We start from the raw sequence: 18,148 nt of genomic DNA, 5'->3' as shown, positions 1-18,148 counted from the left end.
AGCCATTGCCGCGAGGCCCAACCGCGTGTAAATCCACCAGCTTCACCGGAGCGGTCAAATGTTGGACAAACACCAAGGCCAAGATGTAGCCAGTTTGATGGCACAGATAGGCGGCAAGGCGCGCGCTGCTGCCGGACCGTTGGCCGTCGCATCGACCAAGGCCAAGAACGACGCCTTGGCCGCCATGGCCGACGCCATCCTGCGCAACGAGCAGGCGATCCTAGAGGCTAACGCCATCGATATGTCGAATGGCGAGGAAGCCGGGCTGTCCGGTTCCTTCATGGACCGGCTGAAACTTAACCCCTCACGCATCAAGGCGATGGCCGACGGCATTCGCGAGATCGCGGCGTTCAAGGATCCGGTCGGCGAGGTGATTGCCGAATGGGACCGGCCGAACGGCCTCCATATCGAGCGCGTGCGCACGCCGCTCGGCGTCATCGGCGTCATCTATGAAAGCCGCCCGAACGTGACGGCGGATGCCGGCGCGCTCTGCCTGAAAGCCGGCAATCCCGTGATCCTGCGCGGCGGCTCGGATTCGATCAATTCGTCGTCGGCTATCCATGCCTGCATGGTCGAAGGGTTGAAGGCAGCCGGCCTGCCGCAAGACGCCATCCAATTGGTGCCGACCACCGACCGCGCCGCGGTCGGCGAGATGCTCAAGGGCCTAGCCGGCAATCTCGACGTCATCATCCCCCGCGGCGGCAAGAGCCTAGTCGGGCGCGTGCAGACCGAGGCGCGCGTGCCGGTCTTTGCCCATCTCGAAGGCATCTGCCATCTCTATGTCGATCGTTCGGCGAAGCTCGACATGGCGGTCCAGATCGCCGTCAACGCCAAGATGCGGCGCACCGGCGTGTGCGGCGCCGCCGAGACGCTGCTCGTCGACCGCGCGGTCGCGTCCACCCATCTGGTGCCGATCCTGAAGGCCCTGCGCGCGGTCGGCTGTGAGGTCCATGCCGACGCCGAGGTGATGAAAGCCTTTGCCGACGCCAGCCCGGCGACCGACGCCGACTGGGTGACGGAATATCTCGACGCGATCATCGCGGTGAAGCTGGTCGACGGCGTGGCGGGCGCGATCGAGCATATCGAGACCTTCTCCTCGCATCACACCGAGGCGATCGTCGCCGAGGATGCGCAAGCGGTCGAAACATTCTTCAGCGAGATCGACTCGGCGATTTTGTTGCACAATGCCTCGACACAGTTCGCCGACGGCGGCGAGTTCGGCATGGGCGCCGAGATCGGCATCGCCACCGGCAAGATGCATGCGCGCGGACCGGTCGGCGTCGAGCAGCTGACCTCGTTCAAGTACTGCGTGCGCGGGTCGGGGCAAGTGAGGCCTTGATGTCGCTTGCTCTAAGAGGCTGAAGCTTGCGCCTAGGCACCCCCCTCTGGCCTGCCGGGCATCTCCCCCGCAAGGGGGGAGATCAGCTGATTTTCCCGGTTTCGCCAGTCGCCAACACTGCAAGATTTGCGGCTGCGAAGGAGCTGCCAATATCCGCCCTTGCGGGGGAGATGGCCGGCAGGGCAGAGGGGGGTGCCTAGCGTCATGCTTTCCCAGCCCGAGCAGCCCGTCCCCGCGCCCTATCTCCACATGCCGCATGCCGGCAAAGGGCTGGCCGTCGGCCTGTTCGGCGGCTCGTTCAACCCGCCGCATGCGGGCCACGCGCTGGTCGCCGAGGTTGCGCTGAGAAGGCTGGCCCTCGACCAGCTCTGGTGGATCGTGACGCCCGGCAATCCGCTGAAAAGCGCGCGCGAGCTGGCGCCTCTCGCCGAGCGCGTCGCGCTGTCCGAAAGGATCGCCAGGAATCCGAAGATCAAGGTCACTGCCTTCGAGGCGGCGCAGCATGTCCGCTACACCGCGGACACGCTGGCGCTGGTTAAGGCGCGCAATCCAGGCGTCGACTTCGTCTGGATCATGGGTGCGGATTCCTTACGCGACTTCCATCGTTGGCAGCGCTGGCGCGAGATCGTGCTGACCTTCCCGATCGCGGTCATCGACCGACCGGGCGCCACGCTCTCCTTCCTGTCCTCGGTCGTCGCCAAGACCTTCGACTATGCCCGCGTCGACGAAGGCGACGCGCCGCTGCTTGCCCGCATGCGGGCGCCGGCCTGGACCTTCATCCACGGCCCGCGCTCGTCCCTTTCCTCCACCGCGATCCGCAAGGCGGCGAAGGGCTGAGGCCACCCTTCTTCCACAAGGGGCCGAGCGATGTCGCTTTTACGGCGGCCTTTCGCGTTCCGATCAGCCAAGCTGCGAGGGCATGCTGACGCAGACCCAAACCGATCCCGGACAATCGGCGCCGCTGATTGCCATTGCCAGCGTCATCGTGTCGATGGCGCTGATCGCGATCGGCAACGGGCTGATGTTCGCCTTCATTCCGGTGCGGCTCGGCGCCGACGGTTTCGATCCGACCTGGGCCGGACTGATCGTCACCGGCCTTTCGGCCGGCGGGCTCGCCGGCTGCATCCTGACCGGACCCTTGGTGCGCCGGGTCGGCCATGCCCGCGCGTTCATGGTGCTTTCGGCGCTGATCGCGCTCTCCAACGTGGCGATCGGCGCCGGACCGATGCCGCTGCTGTGGATCGCGGCGCGGGCGCTCTACGGCTTCGCCATATGCGGCCTTTTCATCGTCGCGCAGAGCTGGCTCAACGACGCCCTGCCGAACGCCATACGCGGCCGGGTGATGGCGGTGTTCTACGTCGCCTATATCGCCGGATTGGGCGTCGGTTATGCGACGCTCGCCGCGATCGACATCCAGACGGCGGCGGCGCCGCTGATCGGCATCGCCTTCACCGCGTTGTCCATCCTGCCGGTGGGCATGACGCGGCTTGCCCAGCCGCCCGCGCCGCAGGCCGCTTCGGTGGCGCTCGGCCAAGCGTGGAGGATCTCGCCAGTCGGCGTCGTCGGCATGCTGGCGGTGGGCGGCCTGTCGATGATCATTTCCGGTTTTGCGCCGATCCACGCCACCGCCAAGGGTTACAGCCAGGCAGAGGTGGCGCTGCTCTTGTCGGCGATGCCGGTCGGCACGCTGATCCTGCAGATACCGCTCGGCTGGCTCTCGGACCGTACCGACCGCCGCTATGTGCTGGCGGGCACGGCGGCGCTGGCGGTGGCGGCGAGCCTGCTCGCCATCGCCTTCGACGGCGGCGCGCTGATGGCCCTGGTGGCGATCTACCTGATCTGGGACGGTGCATCGGAATCGATCTATTCGCTGTCCAGCGCCCACGCCGCCGACCGCGCCAGGAAGGAAGAGCTGCTGGCGCTGTCGAGTTCGCTGCTCTTTGCCTGGTCGCTGTCCGGCTTCATCGTACCCGGCATCGTGACGGCGCTTTCCGCCGTCTTCGGCACCGGGACCTTCATCTATGTCGGCATCGCCATCGCTTCCGCGTTTTGCCTGTTCGTGCTGTGGCGGGTGTTTGCGGCGCGACCGATGCCCGCTGCCGCAACCGGCAGCTTCGCGCCGATGTCGGCGCAGACGCCCCTGCCGGTGGAGCTCGCCTTCGCGTCGGAGCAGCCGACAAAGCCGGCCAAGGACTGACGAGATTATTGCTTGCGGACTTCCGGGGACGGTATCTCGGGCGGCGGCAGGGGGATCGAAATGCCCTCGTTGTCGAAGGCCAGCTTGGCGCGTTTGGTCAAGTCGATCTGGGTGGCGAAATAGTCGGCCGCGGAAGTCCAGTAGCGCAGGGTCAGTGAAACCGTGCTCTCGCCAAGCCCTGCGATGAAGGCGATCGGCGCCGGCTCGCGCCGGATGCGCTTCTCGGCATTGGCGATGGCAAGCAGCGTCTTCTGCCCGCGGTCGATGTCGTTCCATGAACCGATGCTCAAGCTGATATCGGTGCGTCTGACGCCGTTGCGGGTGAAATTGCGCACCGGCTGGTTCCACAGCGTTTGGTTGGGCGCCAGGATGTAGATACCTTCGACAGTGCGCAGCTTGGTCGCGAACAGGCCGATCTCCTCGATCGAGCCGGCGATCGCACCGACCTCCACATATTCCCCAATGCGGAAGGGCCTCAGCGCAAGCAGCATGATGCCGGCGGCGATGTTCTGCAGCGTACCTTGCAGTGCAAGGCCGATCGCCAGACCGGCAGCGCCGATCGCGGCGATGATCGAAGCCGTCTGCACGCCAAACTGGCCGAGCACCATGATAACGACCAGTATCAGGATGCCGTAGCGGACGACCTGGGAGAAGAAGTGGCGCAGCGTCTCGTCAAAGCCGTGAATATGACCGAGCCCGGCATAGATCGATCGCTCGGCAAGGCCGGCAACGAGGTAGCCGACAACCAGAAGGATCACAGCACCGATTGCCGAGAAGGAATAGGAGACTATCAGCGAGCTGAGCTGCGCAAGCCCGGCTTGAATCGTGATGAGGGCGCTCTGCGGGTCGATTGGCATGGTTGGGAATCCCCTTTGTCCGGTGTGCCGATAACCCATGCGGCGCGCAGGGGTTCCGCTCTTTTCAGCCTTCCGAGGGCCTGTCCGGCCTGCCGAGGCCGCCCTGAGAGCGCGCCCGTCTTGAAACTGCAATGGAACTCTGCCTATCTAAGCAGGGTCACCTGATTTGCCGGGTGATTTGGTTGTTCTTATTGGGAAAGGAAACACACTGAGAACAGCACTGCGGAAGAAGGCCGATATCGTGCCTTCGCCGGCCGGGATCAGCGGAAGCGATGCTGCCTCCCTCGCCATCAAGACAGTCCTTGCCAGTCTGGAAGACTCCAAGGCCGAAAACATCGTCTCAATCGACATCCAGGGTAAATCGAGCCTCGGCGACTATATGGTCGTCGCATCGGGCCGATCGCACCGCCATGTCTCGGCGGTCGCCGACCATCTCCTCAAGGCGCTCAAGGATGCCGGTCTCGGCATGGCGCGCGTCGAAGGGCTGGCCAGCGCCGACTGGGTCCTGATCGATTCCGGCGACATCATCGTCCATGTCTTCCGTCCCGAAGTCCGCGAATTCTACAATCTCGAAAAGATGTGGCAGGCGCCGGATCTCGAGGAAGAGACCTTGCACTGAGCCGTATCGCGGGCCGTGACCGTTCCGGTCCGGCGCCGATCGAGAGCTCGCCGAGGCGAGGATGAAGATCACCGTTCATGCCGTGGGCCGGATGAAGACCGGCCCCGAGAGAGAGCTCGCCGACCGCTATTTCGAGCGCTTCGCCAAGAGTGGGCCCGCGGTCGGGCTGGAATTTGCCGGCGTTGTCGAGACATCCGAGAGCCGCGGCCAGAGCGCCGACGAACGTCGCCGCGAGGAGGGCCAGAAGCTGCAGGGTCAGCTGCAGCAAGGCAACGTGCTGTTCCTGCTCGACGAACGCGGCAAGGCGCTGTCCTCGGAGGACCTGGCGGCCCGCATCGGCCAGTTGCGCGACAGCGGCCGCAAGGCGCTGGTCATCGCGATCGGCGGCGCGGACGGCCATCACAAATCCTTGCGCGAAGAGGCCGATCTGGTGTTGTCGTTCGGAGCGCTGACCTGGCCGCATCAGCTGGTGCGCGTCATGCTCGGCGAACAGCTCTATCGCATCGCCACCATCCTTGCCGGGCATCCCTATCACCGCTCGTGAGTCATCGTTCGCGCTGTGACCCCGAAAGCTGGGGATCACGTCCGCTTGCACCGATTTCCGCCTCAATGAACCGACATCACGGTTGTTGCGGGTGCTCCAACATGGTTGATGGTTCGTTAACGAAGCGGCGGATAGAGTCGAGGCCTGATGTCTGAAGGCTGGAATTCGAGAACGCGCGCCTGGCGCAGCCGCTGCGGCTTGACACTAGTCGCCGCGCTGATCGCGCTCGGGCCGGCTATGGCCGCGGAAAATTCGCTCGATGTCGCACCGGACCCCGACAAGAGCCGGGTCGAATACGAGCAGGTCTCCAAGGAAATCTCCTTGTCCTCCGAGCGGCTGGCCAAGCTTGCCGCCGACGTCGCGACGGTGAAGAAGGACCATGCCTCGATCAGTGCGGCGCTGATCCAGTCGGCGATGACCGAGCAGAAGCTCGGCCAGGACATCGAGGACATCGGCGCCAAATTGGAAGGACTGAAGGCCGAGCAAGAGAAGCTGCACGCTTCGCTGGTGGCGCGGCGCGACGTACTTGCCGAGGTGCTCGGCGCGCTGCAGCGCATGGGGCTCAATCCGCCACCGGCGATCCTGGTCAAGCCGGAGGACGCGTTGTCGTCGGTGCGCAGTGCCATCCTGCTCGGCGCCGTGGTGCCGGAATTGCGCCAGCAGACCGACAGGCTGCTCGCCGATCTCAAGGAACAGACCCGGGTGACGGCCTCCATCGAGGCCGAACGCGGGCGGCTTACCGCTGCCGTCACCGAGCAGACGGCGGAAAAGAAACGACTGACCATGCTGCTCGCGGCCAAGCAGAAGCTGCAGGCCGATACCGAAGCGGCCCTGGCAGCAGAGCGGCAGCGCTCGCAGCAGCTGGCGGACAAGGCCAGCAGCCTCAAGGACCTCATCGCCTCGCTCGAGGCCGACAAGGCGCGCAAGGCGGCCGACCAGGCCAAGGCGGCCGATCGGAAATCGGCGGACGCCGACACGACCGCATCGACGGCGGAACCCGCCGCGCCGCCGGTGCAGGAGGGCAATCGTTTAGCCGCTTCCGCCCCGTTCGCGGCGCTCCAGGGCCAGATCGCGCTGCCGGTCATCGGCAAGATCAAACGGCGCTTCGGCACCGACGACGGCAATGGCGCAATGATGCAGGGAGACATGGTTGCGACACAATCGGGGGCCATCGTCACCGCGCCGGCGGATGGAAACGTTCTTTATGCGGGGCCGTTTCGCTCCTATGGTCAACTCTTGATCCTCAATGCGGGCGATGGGTATCATGTCGTCCTGGCGGGGATGAGCAGAATCAGCGTCGCGACCGGACAGTCGGTGCTCGCAGGAGAGCCGATCGGCGCGATGGGAGAGGCCCGGGTGGCAAGCACCTCGGCCTCGCAGAATGGAAATGCGACGCCGGAACTCTATGTTGAGTTCCGCAAGGATGGAAAACCCGTCGATCCGAACCCCTGGTGGGCGGACCGATTTTCTGGAAGGACGTGAAATGATGCGGAAATTGTCGCTTCTGTTTGCCGGCGCGCTGATGGGCGCATCGGCAATGAGCCTGGTCTACGGCGCACCTGGCTCGGCGGCGAATGCTGCGGGTTCCGAGACCTACAAGCAGCTGGCGATCTTCGGCGACATCTTCGAGCGCGTGCGCGCGCAATATGTGACGCCCCCGGACGACAAGTCGCTGGTTGAGAACGCCATCAACGGCATGCTCGCTTCGCTCGACCCGCATTCGTCCTACATGAATGCCGAGCAGGCGCAGGATATGCGCGTGCAGACCAAGGGCGAGTTCGGCGGCCTCGGCATCGAGGTCACGATGGAGAACGACCTGGTCAAGGTGATCACGCCGATCGACGACACGCCGGCCGCAAAGGCGGGCGTGCTTGCCGGCGACTATATCGCCAAGATCGACGGCGAGGAGGTGCGCGGCCTCACCCTCAACGACGCGGTCGAGAAGATGCGCGGCCCGGTCAATACGCCGATCAAGCTCACCATCCTGCGCCAGGGCGCCGACAAGCCGATCGAGTTGACGGTCGTGCGCGACATCATCAAGGTCAAGGCGGTGAAGTACCGGGTCGAGAATGACATCGGCTACATGAAGATCACCTCTTTCACCGAGAAGACCTATGACGATCTTGAGAACGCCATCGAGAACATCAAGAAGCAGGTGCCCAACGACAAGCTGAAGGGCTATGTGCTCGACCTGCGCCTCAATCCGGGCGGCCTGCTCGACCAGGCGGTGAGCGTGTCGGACGCCTTCCTGAAGCGCGGCGAGATCGTCTCGACCCGCGGCCGCGATCCGAAGGACGTTACCCGCTTCGACGCCAAGCCGAAGCAGAACGACGACATCGGCGGCAAGCCGCTGATCGTGCTGGTCAATGGCGGCTCGGCAAGCGCGTCCGAGATCGTTGCCGGCGCGCTGCAGGATCTGCGCCGCGCCACCGTCGTCGGCACGCAGTCGTTCGGCAAGGGCTCGGTGCAGACCATCATCCCGCTCGGCGAGAACGGCGCGCTCAGGCTCACGACGGCGCTCTATTACACGCCGTCGGGCAAGTCGATCCAGGGCAAGGGTATCACGCCCGACATCAAGGTCGAGCAGCCGCTGCCGCCGGACCTGCAGGGCAGGGACCTGACCCGCGGCGAATCGGACCTCAAGGGCCACATCAAGGGGGCCGACGAGAGCTCGACCGGCTCGGGCTCGGCCGCCTATGTGCCGCCGGAGCCGAAGGACGACCTGCAGCTGATCTATGCCGAACAGCTGCTGCGCGGCCAAAAGACCGATCCGGCCTTCCCGCCGAACCCGGACAAGGCTGTGCTGAACCAGTAAAGACGGGGAGGGCCGGGGCAGATCGCTCTGGCCGGCCGACCGAAGCGATGCAATGCTGCCGGGACCGCGAGGTTCCGGCAGTTTGATTCGGGGACAGGGTGGTTCGGCAACGGGCGCTGCGTCGCCTAAGGTTTTGAATTTGCGCGTGAGCGCTGACGATTCGATCAGCTCCGCTGATCCGATCAGTCGCGTCACGGGCCTGGGGATGCGGCTTGGCTGACATCGGCAAGGACATCGAACGCCCGCTCGGACAGACGCTCCGGCCAGAGCGCCCTGCCTCGCGCACCTTCGGCGCCGGCACGCTTGGCGCGGCGGTCGCCATCCTCACTGTATTGGGTATTTCCGGTGCGATCGCGTTGCGTGAAAAACCTTTCCGCAAACCGCAAGAGACGGCCGTTTCGACGCCGAAGGTAATTGTGGCGCCGGCCCCCGCGCCGGCACCGGCGCCGACGCCGGCACCGGCCGAGGTAGCGGCGGCGAAGCCCAATGCGAGCACGCCGATGAAGAGCGATGGCCCGCAAATCATCCATGTCCAGTCTGAAGAGGGCGATGGCCCGCCGAAGGCCGGTATCGTCATCCGCGATCCTTCCACGCTCAGCCAGAATCTCAAGGTCGCGCATATTCCCGACAGGGCGCTGATCGAGGCGAGCGACAGCGGCCCGCTGCCGGTGCGCTCCGCCGATGGCCGCCGACCGTTCGACGTCTATGCGCGGCCCTGGTCTGGCGCGCGCGGCGCGCGCGTGGCGATCGTCATCGGCGGGCTCGCCGTCTCCCAGACCGGCACGCAGGCCGCGATCGCCAAATTGCCCGCCGAGGTGACGCTGGCTTTCGCGCCGCAGGGCAACAGCATCGACCGCTGGATGAAGGCGGCGCGCCAGAGCGGACATGAGATCGTCATGCAGATACCGCTCGAGCCGTTCGACTATCCCAGCGTCAATCCGGGGCGCAACACGCTGACGGTCGATGCGAGTCCGGACGAGAACCTGAAGAGCCTGCACTGGGCGCTGTCGAGGACGACCAACTATACCGGGGTCATGAACTATATGGGCGCGCGTTTCTCGGCTGATGCAAACGCGATGGGCCCGTTCATGGCTGAGCTCGGCAAGCGCGGGCTCGCCTATGTCGACGACGGCTCCTCCGCGCGGAGCCTGGCGCCCGACCTCGCGCTGAAGGATGGCGTCCCGTTCGTCGCCGGCGACATGGCGATCGACGCGGTGCAGGACCGCGGCGAAATCCTCAAGAAGCTGGACAGCCTCGAGGCGACGGCACGCGCCAAGGGCAGCGCCGTCGGCATCGGCTCGGCCTTCGATATCACCGTCGACACGGTTGCGTCCTGGGTGGCAGAAGCAAAGAAGCGCGGCATCGAGATCGTGCCGATTTCGGCGGTGGCGATCGATCCGCAAAAAGGCTGACGCCGACCCTTTCGCCTGAGTACATCTCCAAAACGGCTGGAAATCTGAACGATGGCCAAGAAGATCGATCCCGAAACGCTGCCCTATCGCCCTTGCGTCGGGCTGATGATCCTCAACCCGGCCGGGCTGGTCTGGGTCGGGCATCGCATCGCCGAGCCGGACAGCGAATTCTCCGGCACCACGAAACTCTGGCAGATGCCGCAGGGCGGCATCGACGAGGGCGAGGAGCCGCTCCCGGCGGCGGAGCGGGAGCTTTACGAGGAGACCGGTATGCGCAGCGTGTCGCTGCTTGCCGAAGCGCCGCACTGGATCAATTACGACCTGCCGCCGCATCTGGTCGGCGTCGCCTTCAAGGGCCGCTATCGCGGCCAAACGCAGAAATGGTTCGCCTACCGCTTCGAGGGCGACGAGAGCGAGATTGAGATCAATCCGCCGCCGGGCGGCCACAAGGCCGAATTCGACCAATGGGCATGGCGGCCGATGCGGGAGCTGCCCGACCTGATCGTGCCGTTCAAGCGCAAGGTCTACGAGCAGGTGGTGGCCGCGTTCCAGCATCTTGCTCGCTAGGCGATGGCAGGCGCGCTTCCAACTAAGTTCGGTTAGCGAAGAGGTTGGCACCGTAGTCGAGATCATGCTTTGTTGATGCAGATGCGCCGCAGGCAAAGAGGCAAACATGAACGACGCGCGACAAGCGCACTTCGCTGGCGTCGAGAAGCAAGCAGCTCCGCAACAAGTGTGACCCGTCTTTGTCTGACGCAATTGCCCCGATGACCGGCACCAAAGCGTCTTTGCCGCAAACGACCGCCACCAGCGGCTTTATGCCCAGCGAAACCGCAGCCGGCGCGATCCTGACCATCGATCTTGGCGCCATCCGCGAGAACTACCGGCGGCTGAAGGCGCGGCTGGCGGGCGTGCGCTGCGCCGGCGTGCTCAAGGCCGACGGCTATGGCCTCGGTGCAGCGCGCGTGGCATCGGCGCTGATGAAGGAAGGCTGCGAGATCTTCTTCGTCGCGCTGCTCGGCGAGGGCATCGCGCTGCGCAAGGCGCTTGGACCCGGACATGAGATCTTTGTGCTCAACGGCCTGCCGCCGGGCTCCGAGCCGGAAGCGATCGCGACTGGGCTTCATCCTGTCATCAACAGCACCGCTCAGTTGAGGGCGTGGCGTGAAGCGGCGCTTGCCGCCGGCCGAAAGCTGCCGGCCGCTGTTCAGGTCGACAGCGGCATGTCACGGCTCGGTATGCCGACGGCTGACGTCGAGGCGCTCGCGGCGGATGCTTTCGGCGGCATCGACATCCGCCTGGTGATGAGCCATCTCGCCTGCGCCGACGAGCCGCGCAATCCTGCCAACGAAGCGCAGCGGCTCGCGTTTGAGCGGCTGCGCGGGATGCTGCCCAAGGCGCCGGCCTCGCTTGCCAATTCGTCCGGCATCTTTCTCGGATCGGCCTACCACCACGACCTCGCGCGGCCGGGCGCGGCGCTCTACGGCATCAACCCAACGCCGGGCGAGGCGAACCCGATGATGCCGGTGGTCCGGCTGCAGGCGAAGGTGGCTCAGACGCGCAACGTCGAAGACGGCGCCGGCGTCGGCTACGGCCACACCCATCATGCGCGCGGACCGCTCAGGCTGGCGACAATCTCGCTCGGCTATGCCGATGGCTGGCACCGGCGCGCGGCGTCGGCCGCCTGGTTTGAGGGCGTGCGGCTGCCTTTCGTCGGGCGGGTATCGATGGATTCCATTGTCCTCGACATTTCAGCGCTTCCGGTCGATCAACTGGGCGAGGGCGACCTCGTCGAGCTCATCGGGCCGTCGCAAAGCCTCGACGACGCGGCCGCACATGCCGGAACCATCGGCTACGAGGTGCTGGCCAGCTTGGGTGCGCGCTTTCACCGCCGCTACATCGGAGGGTGAAAGGGGCGGCTTGCTTGACAAGCCGATGCATCTCGGCAAGGGTCGAGGCATGAGCAACCTCGCCCATAGCAGAACCTTTTTCAGGGTTTGCCCCATCGCGGGAGCGTAGCCCCGGCGCGGTCGTGTTGGCGACCGCCGAGCCGGGGCATTTGAATTCCTGACATCGTCATTCGAGCCAGCCAGCCTTTCGCGGCTGTCGGCTCTTCGTCGCCGCCTTTGAGCGGGCTGCAGCGCGCGTCGGTTCGTCGACGTGCAAATCCAGGAGGTTTGCCATGAATGCCACAACCCAATCGCGTTCCCGAAACACGATCCTCGTCAGCGACGCGGACCACGACCGGCTCAGCGGCCTTGCCAGAACCTTTCTCGAGCGGACGCCCGAGATGGCCGAGGACCTGCTCGCCGAGATGGACCGCGCGCGGATCGCCGCCGAAGCGGCGATGCCAGCCGATGTCGTGCGGATGGGCACGACGGTGACGCTTCACGACGGGGAAGGAAGCATTCAGCGCGTCACGCTAGTCTATCCCGCCGAGGCCGACATCGCCGAAAAACGCATCTCGGTGCTGACGCCGCTCGGAACCGCGCTGATCGGCGCGCGTGCCGGCCGCACAGTCTCCTGGCGAAGCCGCGACGGCCGGGTGCTTTCGGCGACCATCCACGCGGTCGAGCAATCCGCGTCGCGGAGAGCGCCATGACCAGGACCATCTATCGCCTCACGCCGAAGGATCTCGCGGTTCTCGAAGCGATGCTGATGCGCCGGCGCGCCTTTGCCGACGCGATCGTGCCGATGCTCGAACGCAAGCTCGCCGAGAGCGACATCATCCCGGCCGGCATGGTCGAGCCCGACATCGCCACGCTGAACAGCCGGGTAGTCTTCCGGATCAACGACGGAGCCCCGGAGACGAGGACGTTGATGCTGGGCGACGCCTCCGCTCCTGTCGGATTCGGCCTGCCGCTCGGCACCTGGCGCGGCCTCTGCCTGCTCGGCATGAGGGCGGGCCAGTCGGTAGTGGCCGAGCGCCCCGACGGCAGCCGCGAGCGCATCCTTCTCGAGGATGTGGCCTACCAGCCGGAGGCCGAGCATCAGGCGGCTCGGACTGCCGGACGGCGACCCCTTGGCCCGAGGCTGGTGTACAGCGCCGCAGGCGATCGTTGGCCCCTTGGCGGGGGCGGCAAAATCCGGCAGACAGAAGGCGACGATCCCGGCCCTTCGGCGGCATGATCGGTTTGAGGAGCAATAGAATGAAAGTCCTGGTGCTGGGCGGCGGTGTGATCGGGATCACCACCGCCTACTTCCTTGCCGAGGCTGGCCATGAAGTCACGGTGATCGACCGGCAGCAGGGACCGGCGCTGGAGACCAGCTTCGCCAATGCCGGCGAAGTGTCGCCGGGCTATGCCTCGCCATGGGCCGGGCCCGGCATTCCCGTGAAAGCCGTCAAATGGCTGTTGATGAAATACGGACCGCTGGTGGTGCGGCCGGCCTTCGATCCGCATATGTGGACATGGCTCTTGAAGATGCTGCGCAACTGCACGGCCCAGCGCTATGCGCTGAACAAGTCGCGCATGGTGCCCTTGGCCGAGTACAGCCGCGACACGCTGAAGGCGCTACGCACTACGATCGGCATCAGCTATGACGAGCGAGCCAAGGGCACGCTGCAGCTCTTCCGCAAGCAGAAGCAGCTCGACGGCACCGGCGGCGATGTCGAGGTGCTGAAAAAATATGGCGTTCCCTACGAGCTCCTCGACCGGGACGGCTGCATCGCGGCCGAGCCGGCGCTGGCCGGTGTGCGGGAAAAATTCGTCGGTGGGCTGAGGCTGCCCGGCGACGAGACCGGCGACTGCAAGATGTTCACCGACAAGCTGGCCGAGCTTTGCGTGGCGCGCGGTGTCGCCTTCGAATATGGCACGAGCATCCGGCGCGTCGTCAGGAACCGAAACCGCGTCGTCCAGGTCGGCACCGACAAGGGCTGGCGAACGGCGGAGGCTTATGTGATGGCGCTTGGCAGCTATTCGGCTCCCTTCATGCGCAGGATGAAACGGCCGATCCCCGTCTATCCGGTCAAAGGCTATTCCATCACGGTGCCGATAACGGACGCGGCGGCGGCGCCGGTGTCGACCATCATGGACGAGACTTACAAGGTGGCGATCACCAGGCTCGGCGACCGCATCCGCGTCGGCGGCACCGCGGAGATTTCGGGCTTCGACCTTCGTCTGCATGAATCGCGCCGCCGCACGCTCGAGCACTCCGTCGGCGACCTGTTTCCGGGCGGCGGCGATCTCAAGGCGGCGAGTTTCTGGTGTGGCTTGCGGCCGATGACGCCCGACGGGCCGCCGCTGGTCGGGCGCAGCGAATTGTCCAACCTCTATCTCAACACCGGCCACGGCACGCTGGGCTGGACCATGGCCTGCGGCTCGGCGAAAGTGCTTGCCGATATCATTTCCAACCGGGTGCCGGAGATCAACGCGCTCGACCTCAGCCCGGACCGCTACATCAAGGCTTGATTTAAAAGGCCTGTTTCACCCACCCATTGCTGAACAGCAGCCGGTAAGCCCAGCCGATCGTGACATTGGTGGCGACCGGCTGCGAATGGGCGAGATAGTCGTCGTAGACCGACTTCATGCGGCGGTAGAAGGCAGGATCGAGCACCATCATGCCGTTTTCCGAGTCGTGGACGAAGCTGCGATTGTTGAGGTTGACCGAGGAGATCGTCACCAGGCGCTGATCGATCATCATGATCTTGGAATGCAGCACCACGTCGGGCGCCTTGAATTCGCGGATGTTGATGCGGTCGCCATATTTCTCCACGAATAGCTTGTTGAGCGCGGTGAGGAAGCGGCCGCCTATGTCGCCCTTGAGATCGATGCGCCCGACGACGTCGATCTTGACGCCGCGGGCCAGCGCCCGATCGAACGCTCTCGCGAGACTGGGCGTCAGGTTGAGATAGGGATTGACGATCTCGATGCGGTGCTCGGCGGTGTCGATCAGTTCGACGAAGTAGTTTTCCAGTGCATGCCCGTCCTCGTAAGGCACGGAAATGAAGTGCCGCACCACGCTTTGCGGGTGGCCACCGGAACGAACCGGAATGGAAAACGGCCGCGACAGGTTGGTGTCGGCATCGCGCAGCCAGACGGTAGAGAAATGCGCGGCCAGCGTTTCGACCGTCGCCTGGTCGGCGATCTCGATGTCGAAGTCGCTCCAGTTGGAATAGTAGTTGAGCGAGAAGCCGTCGGTCTCGCCGTATTGCTGCAGCTGAGGGTAGCGCGACAGGTCGATCGGCTTATGAAACAGGAACCCGTCATGGATGTTGCGGCCGCCGATGATGACGCGCGAGCGGCCGGGTTCCTCGGCCAGGGTCGCCAGCATCTTGATGTGATGGGTCTTGTGCAGCTGTGAGAGCTGCTCGTCGATCGGCGCGCCGTGATCGGCCTGCCAGCGATATTCCTGCAATTGGATATTGGGAAACTCCGCCGCCAGCCGATGCAGCAGGGCGTCGTCCTTGTCGCGCTCCAGCACGTCGGTGACCAGGATGCGTACCTTGGTGCCGAGCGCCGCGTGGTGGCGGATCAGCCGCTCCATGATGCGGCCGGAAAAGTCCGCCTTGAACTCCAGCGACGACAGATAGATCAGCTTGAGTCTCGGCGCGTTGGAGAAATCGAGCGGCAGTTCGGGATCGGCCTTGTCGAAGGCGCTGTCGGGCAGCGTCTTGCCGAGCAGCGCCTCGACCTTGGAATTGAAGCCGTCGCGCGATTTGCGCAGCAGGGTCGGCGACCCGAGCGGCAGCGCGCAGGTCTGCGACAGCCAGCGGCCGGCATAAAAGGCGCGGTCGAGCGCTTCGAGCCCGGCCGGATCTGGCACCGGACAACGATCATAGCGGCTGTCGAGTGCCGTGATCCAAGGGTCGGCGGCCTCCTCGCGCAGGATGGTAAGCTTCGCGCCGGACGGCGCGAGGCTGGAGCTGACGGTGAGGTCGCAGCGGGTGAGCGCTTCGCTTGGAAACAGGCTGGCAGATGTCTCGGCCGCCGGCAGGCTGAGATGGAACGGGGCACCTTTGGCAATTGTGCGCGACCGGCCCGAGACGCGCATCGCCAGCGATCCGTCGCAGCTGCCGCCGATCACGACCGTTTGCCGGCCGGCCTGGCGGAGCACGATCTCGACCGAGCGCGCCTGCAGACCGGAGAAGCTGAAGCTCTTGGGGGCGGACGGCCTGGCGGCAGCGTCGAGATAGAGCGTCTGGCGCGACATGCGCCAGCGACCGGTGAAATGGCCTTCGCCCGGTTTGCCTGAAGCCAGCGGCTGCTCCGTGCTGTCGAGCGGCTTCGCCAGCCGTCGCAGGGCCGGATAAGTTGCCTGGAAACGATCATTGTGGACGTCGCGCCAGTCACGGCCGAAGCGGCCGGTGCCGTTGGTGCGGTCGAGCGCATCGATTCGGCTTTGGGCCAGCAACGCCTCGAATCGCTTTTCATAGGCGGCATTGCCATTGTCCGCGAAGTAGCGGGCGCTGGCGATCTCGGCGCCGCTTCGATCCGCCGAGATGGGCGCACGCGCGCAGGCCCCGTCTCCCGGAAAGAAGGCGCAGGCGGAACGGCCCGGCATGCCGGCGCATCCGGCGAGCGCGGTCAGCGCCAGGCCAAGCAGCAGCCTGGTCACGACGGCTCCCGGTCTCACCCGGTCGCCCCGTTCATGACCTTGAGCTGGGCGGGATCGCGCGGCGGCATGAAGCCCTGCGGAAAGACCTTGCAGACCGGAAGCGCGAAGGTGGCTATCAAGAGCTCGGCCTCGCCGCGCATCTTCCTTGGCGCCGTCTTGTCGCCGCGGATCGTCCTTGCCGAAGCGATCAGCGCGCCGTCGCAATCGCAATGATTGTGGCGGGCGATATAGCAGGCATCGTGGATCCGGCAGGCGGCATCGAGCCGGTCGACCGGGGTGGCCGAGAGATCGCCGGTGCGGGTTCCGGGACCGCAATAATTGCCGAAGACGAAAGGCGAGGGGCGGGCCATCGCATAGCGGATCGGCTTCGGCAGTTCAGCTTCGGGAACCCTGGCCCACGGATTGGCGCAGCCGGAGAGGCAAAGCAGCGGCAGGATGGCAAGAATGGCTCGCATGTCTGCGCCGGCTTTCCAAGATTCCCCCTCGCCTGCCATGGCATGGCGAAGCACTGGTGCCACACTGGCCGATTTTGTGGCAAGCGCAAGGCGGGTCGGCTCCGCCTTCGGTTCGGCCAGTTTCAGCAACGACAGGCTGGCGCGATTCCCGGACGGCTATCCCGTGCGGATGGCCGGCATGGATTTTCCACCTCGGCGACGGCGATGTCAGCTTCTAGGCCACGCCAGGATCGCGATTTCGATACGCGAGGGCCACTACGGCTTAGTCACCTGCGGGCTGATGGGCAACAGCGCCGAGGAAGCCGGCCGGATGTGGGCGCCGTTCGCGGCTGAGGCCGACGAGGTTGTGAATTCTTTCGTCCTCGATGCGGCTCAATGGCGGTTCGAAAGCGGATCGGCCTTTTTGGACGGCATCACACGAACAACCCTTTTTCCCGCTCCACCGCCCTGGTGATGAAATTGGCGACGAGCTGGACCCGGCGCAGCGGCCTCACCGATTCGTGATAGACCAGCCAGTACGCGCGGCGGATGGGCGCGACGATGTCTACCGGCACCAGCTCCGGCATCGAGCGGGCGACGAAGGTATGCAGGATGCCGATGCCGGCGCCCGAGCGCACCGCCTCCGCCTGGCCAAGCGCTGACGAGATGGCGAAGCTGGTGCGCCAGTCCGGGCTGAACTCCGCGGCATAGTCGAGCGAAGGGCTGACGATGAGGTCGGGCACATAGCCGATCAGCGTGTGCCGATCGAGCTCGGCTGCTGACTTCGGCAGGCCGTTGGCTTCCGCATAGGTGCGGGAGGCGAACAGGCCGAGCGTATAGTCGACCAGCTTTCCTGCCACCAATCGACCCTCGGTCGGCCGCTCGACGGTAATCGCGATGTCGGCCTCGCGCCGCGACAGGGAGAAGGAGCGCGGCACCGGCACCAGCTGGATCGTGAGCTCGCGGTGGAGCGCCGTCAGCTCGCCCAAACGCTTGGCGAGGAAGGCGACACCGAAACCGTCGGGAGCGCCGATGCGCACCGTGCCGGAGACGTCGTCGCCCTCGCCGGCGATGGTCGAGCGCGCTGCGATCATGTCGCTCTCCATGCGCTCGGCGATGTCGAGGAAGCGCTCGCCGGCCGGCGTCAGCTCACTGCCGGTGGTCAGGCGACGGAAGAGTTTCGTCCGCAGCGCTTCCTCGAGCGCCGCGAGCCGTCGCGAGACGGTGGCGTGGTTAAGCTCCAGCCGTTTTGCCGCGCCGAGGATCTGGCCGGCGCGCGCCACGGCGAGGAAGATGCGGACATCATCCCAGTTCATGGGGATGGTCCAGGTTAGTCGCCAGCGCTGCGTTCCCCCCCACCCCCCTCTGTCCTGCCG

18 protein-coding genes are annotated in these 18,148 nt (G+C 65.5%); 14 read left to right on the top strand and 4 right to left on the bottom strand.

The features are described 5' to 3' along the window. Positions 1-58 precede the first annotated feature (58 nt). The 3 genes from EOA49_RS06460 to EOA49_RS06445 all read left to right on the top strand — a co-directional run bounded on the left by EOA49_RS06460 (position 59) and on the right by EOA49_RS06445 (position 3,536). On the top strand, positions 59-1,339 hold the full coding sequence (locus EOA49_RS06460; protein WP_095799732.1) for a glutamate-5-semialdehyde dehydrogenase: 1,281 nt from the start codon (positions 59-61) through the stop codon (positions 1,337-1,339). A gap of 249 nt (positions 1,340-1,588) precedes the next feature. Continuing rightward, the gene (locus EOA49_RS06450; protein WP_095799734.1) at positions 1,589-2,176 is read left to right on the top strand and encodes a nicotinate-nucleotide adenylyltransferase; all 588 of its coding nucleotides are present in this window, start codon (positions 1,589-1,591) and stop codon (positions 2,174-2,176) included. Between the two features lie 82 nt (positions 2,177-2,258). After that, on the top strand, positions 2,259-3,536 hold the full coding sequence (locus EOA49_RS06445; RefSeq protein ID WP_127239269.1) for an MFS transporter: 1,278 nt from the start codon (positions 2,259-2,261) through the stop codon (positions 3,534-3,536). A gap of 5 nt (positions 3,537-3,541) precedes the next feature. Here EOA49_RS06445 and EOA49_RS06440 read toward each other — a convergent pair whose 3' ends face one another. Then, on the bottom strand, positions 3,542-4,393 hold the full coding sequence (locus EOA49_RS06440) for a mechanosensitive ion channel domain-containing protein (protein ID WP_095799736.1): 852 nt from the start codon (positions 4,391-4,393) through the stop codon (positions 3,542-3,544). Positions 4,394-4,634: 241 nt separating this feature from the next. Here EOA49_RS06440 and rsfS point away from each other — a divergent pair, with 241 nt between their 5' ends. The 10 genes from rsfS (at position 4,635) to EOA49_RS06390 (ending at position 14,192) form a co-directional block, all read left to right on the top strand. Then, positions 4,635-5,012 carry a ribosome silencing factor gene (gene rsfS / locus EOA49_RS06435; protein ID WP_059189846.1) on the top strand — a complete coding sequence of 126 codons (378 nt, stop codon included), beginning with the start codon at positions 4,635-4,637 and terminating at the stop codon, positions 5,010-5,012. 61 nt (positions 5,013-5,073) lie between these two features. Next, positions 5,074-5,556, top strand: coding sequence for a 23S rRNA (pseudouridine(1915)-N(3))-methyltransferase RlmH (rlmH, locus tag EOA49_RS06430; RefSeq protein WP_095799737.1), 483 nt, complete (start codon positions 5,074-5,076; stop codon positions 5,554-5,556). A 147-nt stretch (positions 5,557-5,703) separates the two neighbouring features. After that, a complete protein-coding gene (locus EOA49_RS06425) occupies positions 5,704-7,038 on the top strand; it encodes a murein hydrolase activator EnvC (RefSeq protein ID WP_127243095.1) in 1,335 nt (444 codons plus the stop codon). A gap of 1 nt (position 7,039) precedes the next feature. Continuing rightward, entirely contained in the window at positions 7,040-8,371 is a 1,332-nt protein-coding gene (locus EOA49_RS06420; protein ID WP_067001610.1) for a S41 family peptidase, read from the top strand. Positions 8,372-8,583: 212 nt separating this feature from the next. Next, a complete protein-coding gene (locus EOA49_RS06415; RefSeq protein WP_127239271.1) occupies positions 8,584-9,783 on the top strand; it encodes a divergent polysaccharide deacetylase family protein in 1,200 nt (399 codons plus the stop codon). Positions 9,784-9,834: 51 nt separating this feature from the next. Beyond that, positions 9,835-10,350: an RNA pyrophosphohydrolase gene (locus tag EOA49_RS06410; protein ID WP_067319545.1), complete on the top strand. Its 516-nt coding sequence runs from the start codon at positions 9,835-9,837 to the stop codon at positions 10,348-10,350. A 200-nt stretch (positions 10,351-10,550) separates the two neighbouring features. Continuing rightward, positions 10,551-11,693 carry an alanine racemase gene (gene alr / locus EOA49_RS06405; RefSeq protein ID WP_245460553.1) on the top strand — a complete coding sequence of 381 codons (1,143 nt, stop codon included), beginning with the start codon at positions 10,551-10,553 and terminating at the stop codon, positions 11,691-11,693. 272 nt (positions 11,694-11,965) lie between these two features. Next, positions 11,966-12,385 carry a nucleoside diphosphate kinase regulator gene (rnk, locus tag EOA49_RS06400; RefSeq protein WP_127239272.1) on the top strand — a complete coding sequence of 140 codons (420 nt, stop codon included), beginning with the start codon at positions 11,966-11,968 and terminating at the stop codon, positions 12,383-12,385. Next, positions 12,382-12,912 (top strand): nucleoside-diphosphate kinase, encoded by a 531-nt coding sequence (locus EOA49_RS06395; protein WP_127239273.1) that lies wholly within the window; start codon positions 12,382-12,384, stop codon positions 12,910-12,912. The genes rnk and EOA49_RS06395 overlap by 4 nt, the downstream gene beginning before the upstream one ends. A gap of 20 nt (positions 12,913-12,932) precedes the next feature. Next, complete coding sequence (locus EOA49_RS06390; protein WP_127239274.1) at positions 12,933-14,192, top strand: D-amino acid dehydrogenase; 1,260 nt, start codon at positions 12,933-12,935, stop codon at positions 14,190-14,192. 1 nt (position 14,193) lies between these two features. Here the strand turns inward: EOA49_RS06390 and EOA49_RS06385 are convergent, their stop codons facing one another. Together EOA49_RS06385 and EOA49_RS06380 are read right to left on the bottom strand one after the other, a co-directional pair. After that, a complete protein-coding gene (locus EOA49_RS06385) occupies positions 14,194-16,284 on the bottom strand; it encodes a phosphatidylserine/phosphatidylglycerophosphate/cardiolipin synthase family protein (protein ID WP_127239278.1) in 2,091 nt (696 codons plus the stop codon). Positions 16,285-16,352: 68 nt separating this feature from the next. Then, complete coding sequence (locus tag EOA49_RS06380) at positions 16,353-16,793, bottom strand: hypothetical protein (protein ID WP_067002179.1); 441 nt, start codon at positions 16,791-16,793, stop codon at positions 16,353-16,355. Here EOA49_RS06380 and EOA49_RS06375 point away from each other — a divergent pair. Next, positions 16,792-17,247, top strand: coding sequence for a hypothetical protein (locus tag EOA49_RS06375; protein ID WP_127239275.1), 456 nt, complete (start codon positions 16,792-16,794; stop codon positions 17,245-17,247). The genes EOA49_RS06380 and EOA49_RS06375 overlap by 2 nt on opposite strands. On the opposite strand, the gene EOA49_RS06370 is transcribed toward EOA49_RS06375, so the two are convergent. Then, positions 17,207-18,088, bottom strand: a complete 882-nt coding sequence (locus tag EOA49_RS06370; RefSeq protein WP_127239276.1) for a LysR family transcriptional regulator — start codon at positions 18,086-18,088, stop codon at positions 17,207-17,209. The genes EOA49_RS06375 and EOA49_RS06370 overlap by 41 nt on opposite strands. Positions 18,089-18,148: the final 60 nt, after the last annotated feature.

The sequence above is a fragment of the Mesorhizobium sp. M1A.F.Ca.IN.020.04.1.1 genome (genome assembly GCF_003997315.1).
In the GTDB taxonomy this organism is placed as follows: domain Bacteria; phylum Pseudomonadota; class Alphaproteobacteria; order Rhizobiales; family Rhizobiaceae; genus Mesorhizobium.
The sequence above is the reverse complement of the archived record's forward strand: the minus strand, read 5'-3'. Positions and strand labels throughout refer to the sequence as shown.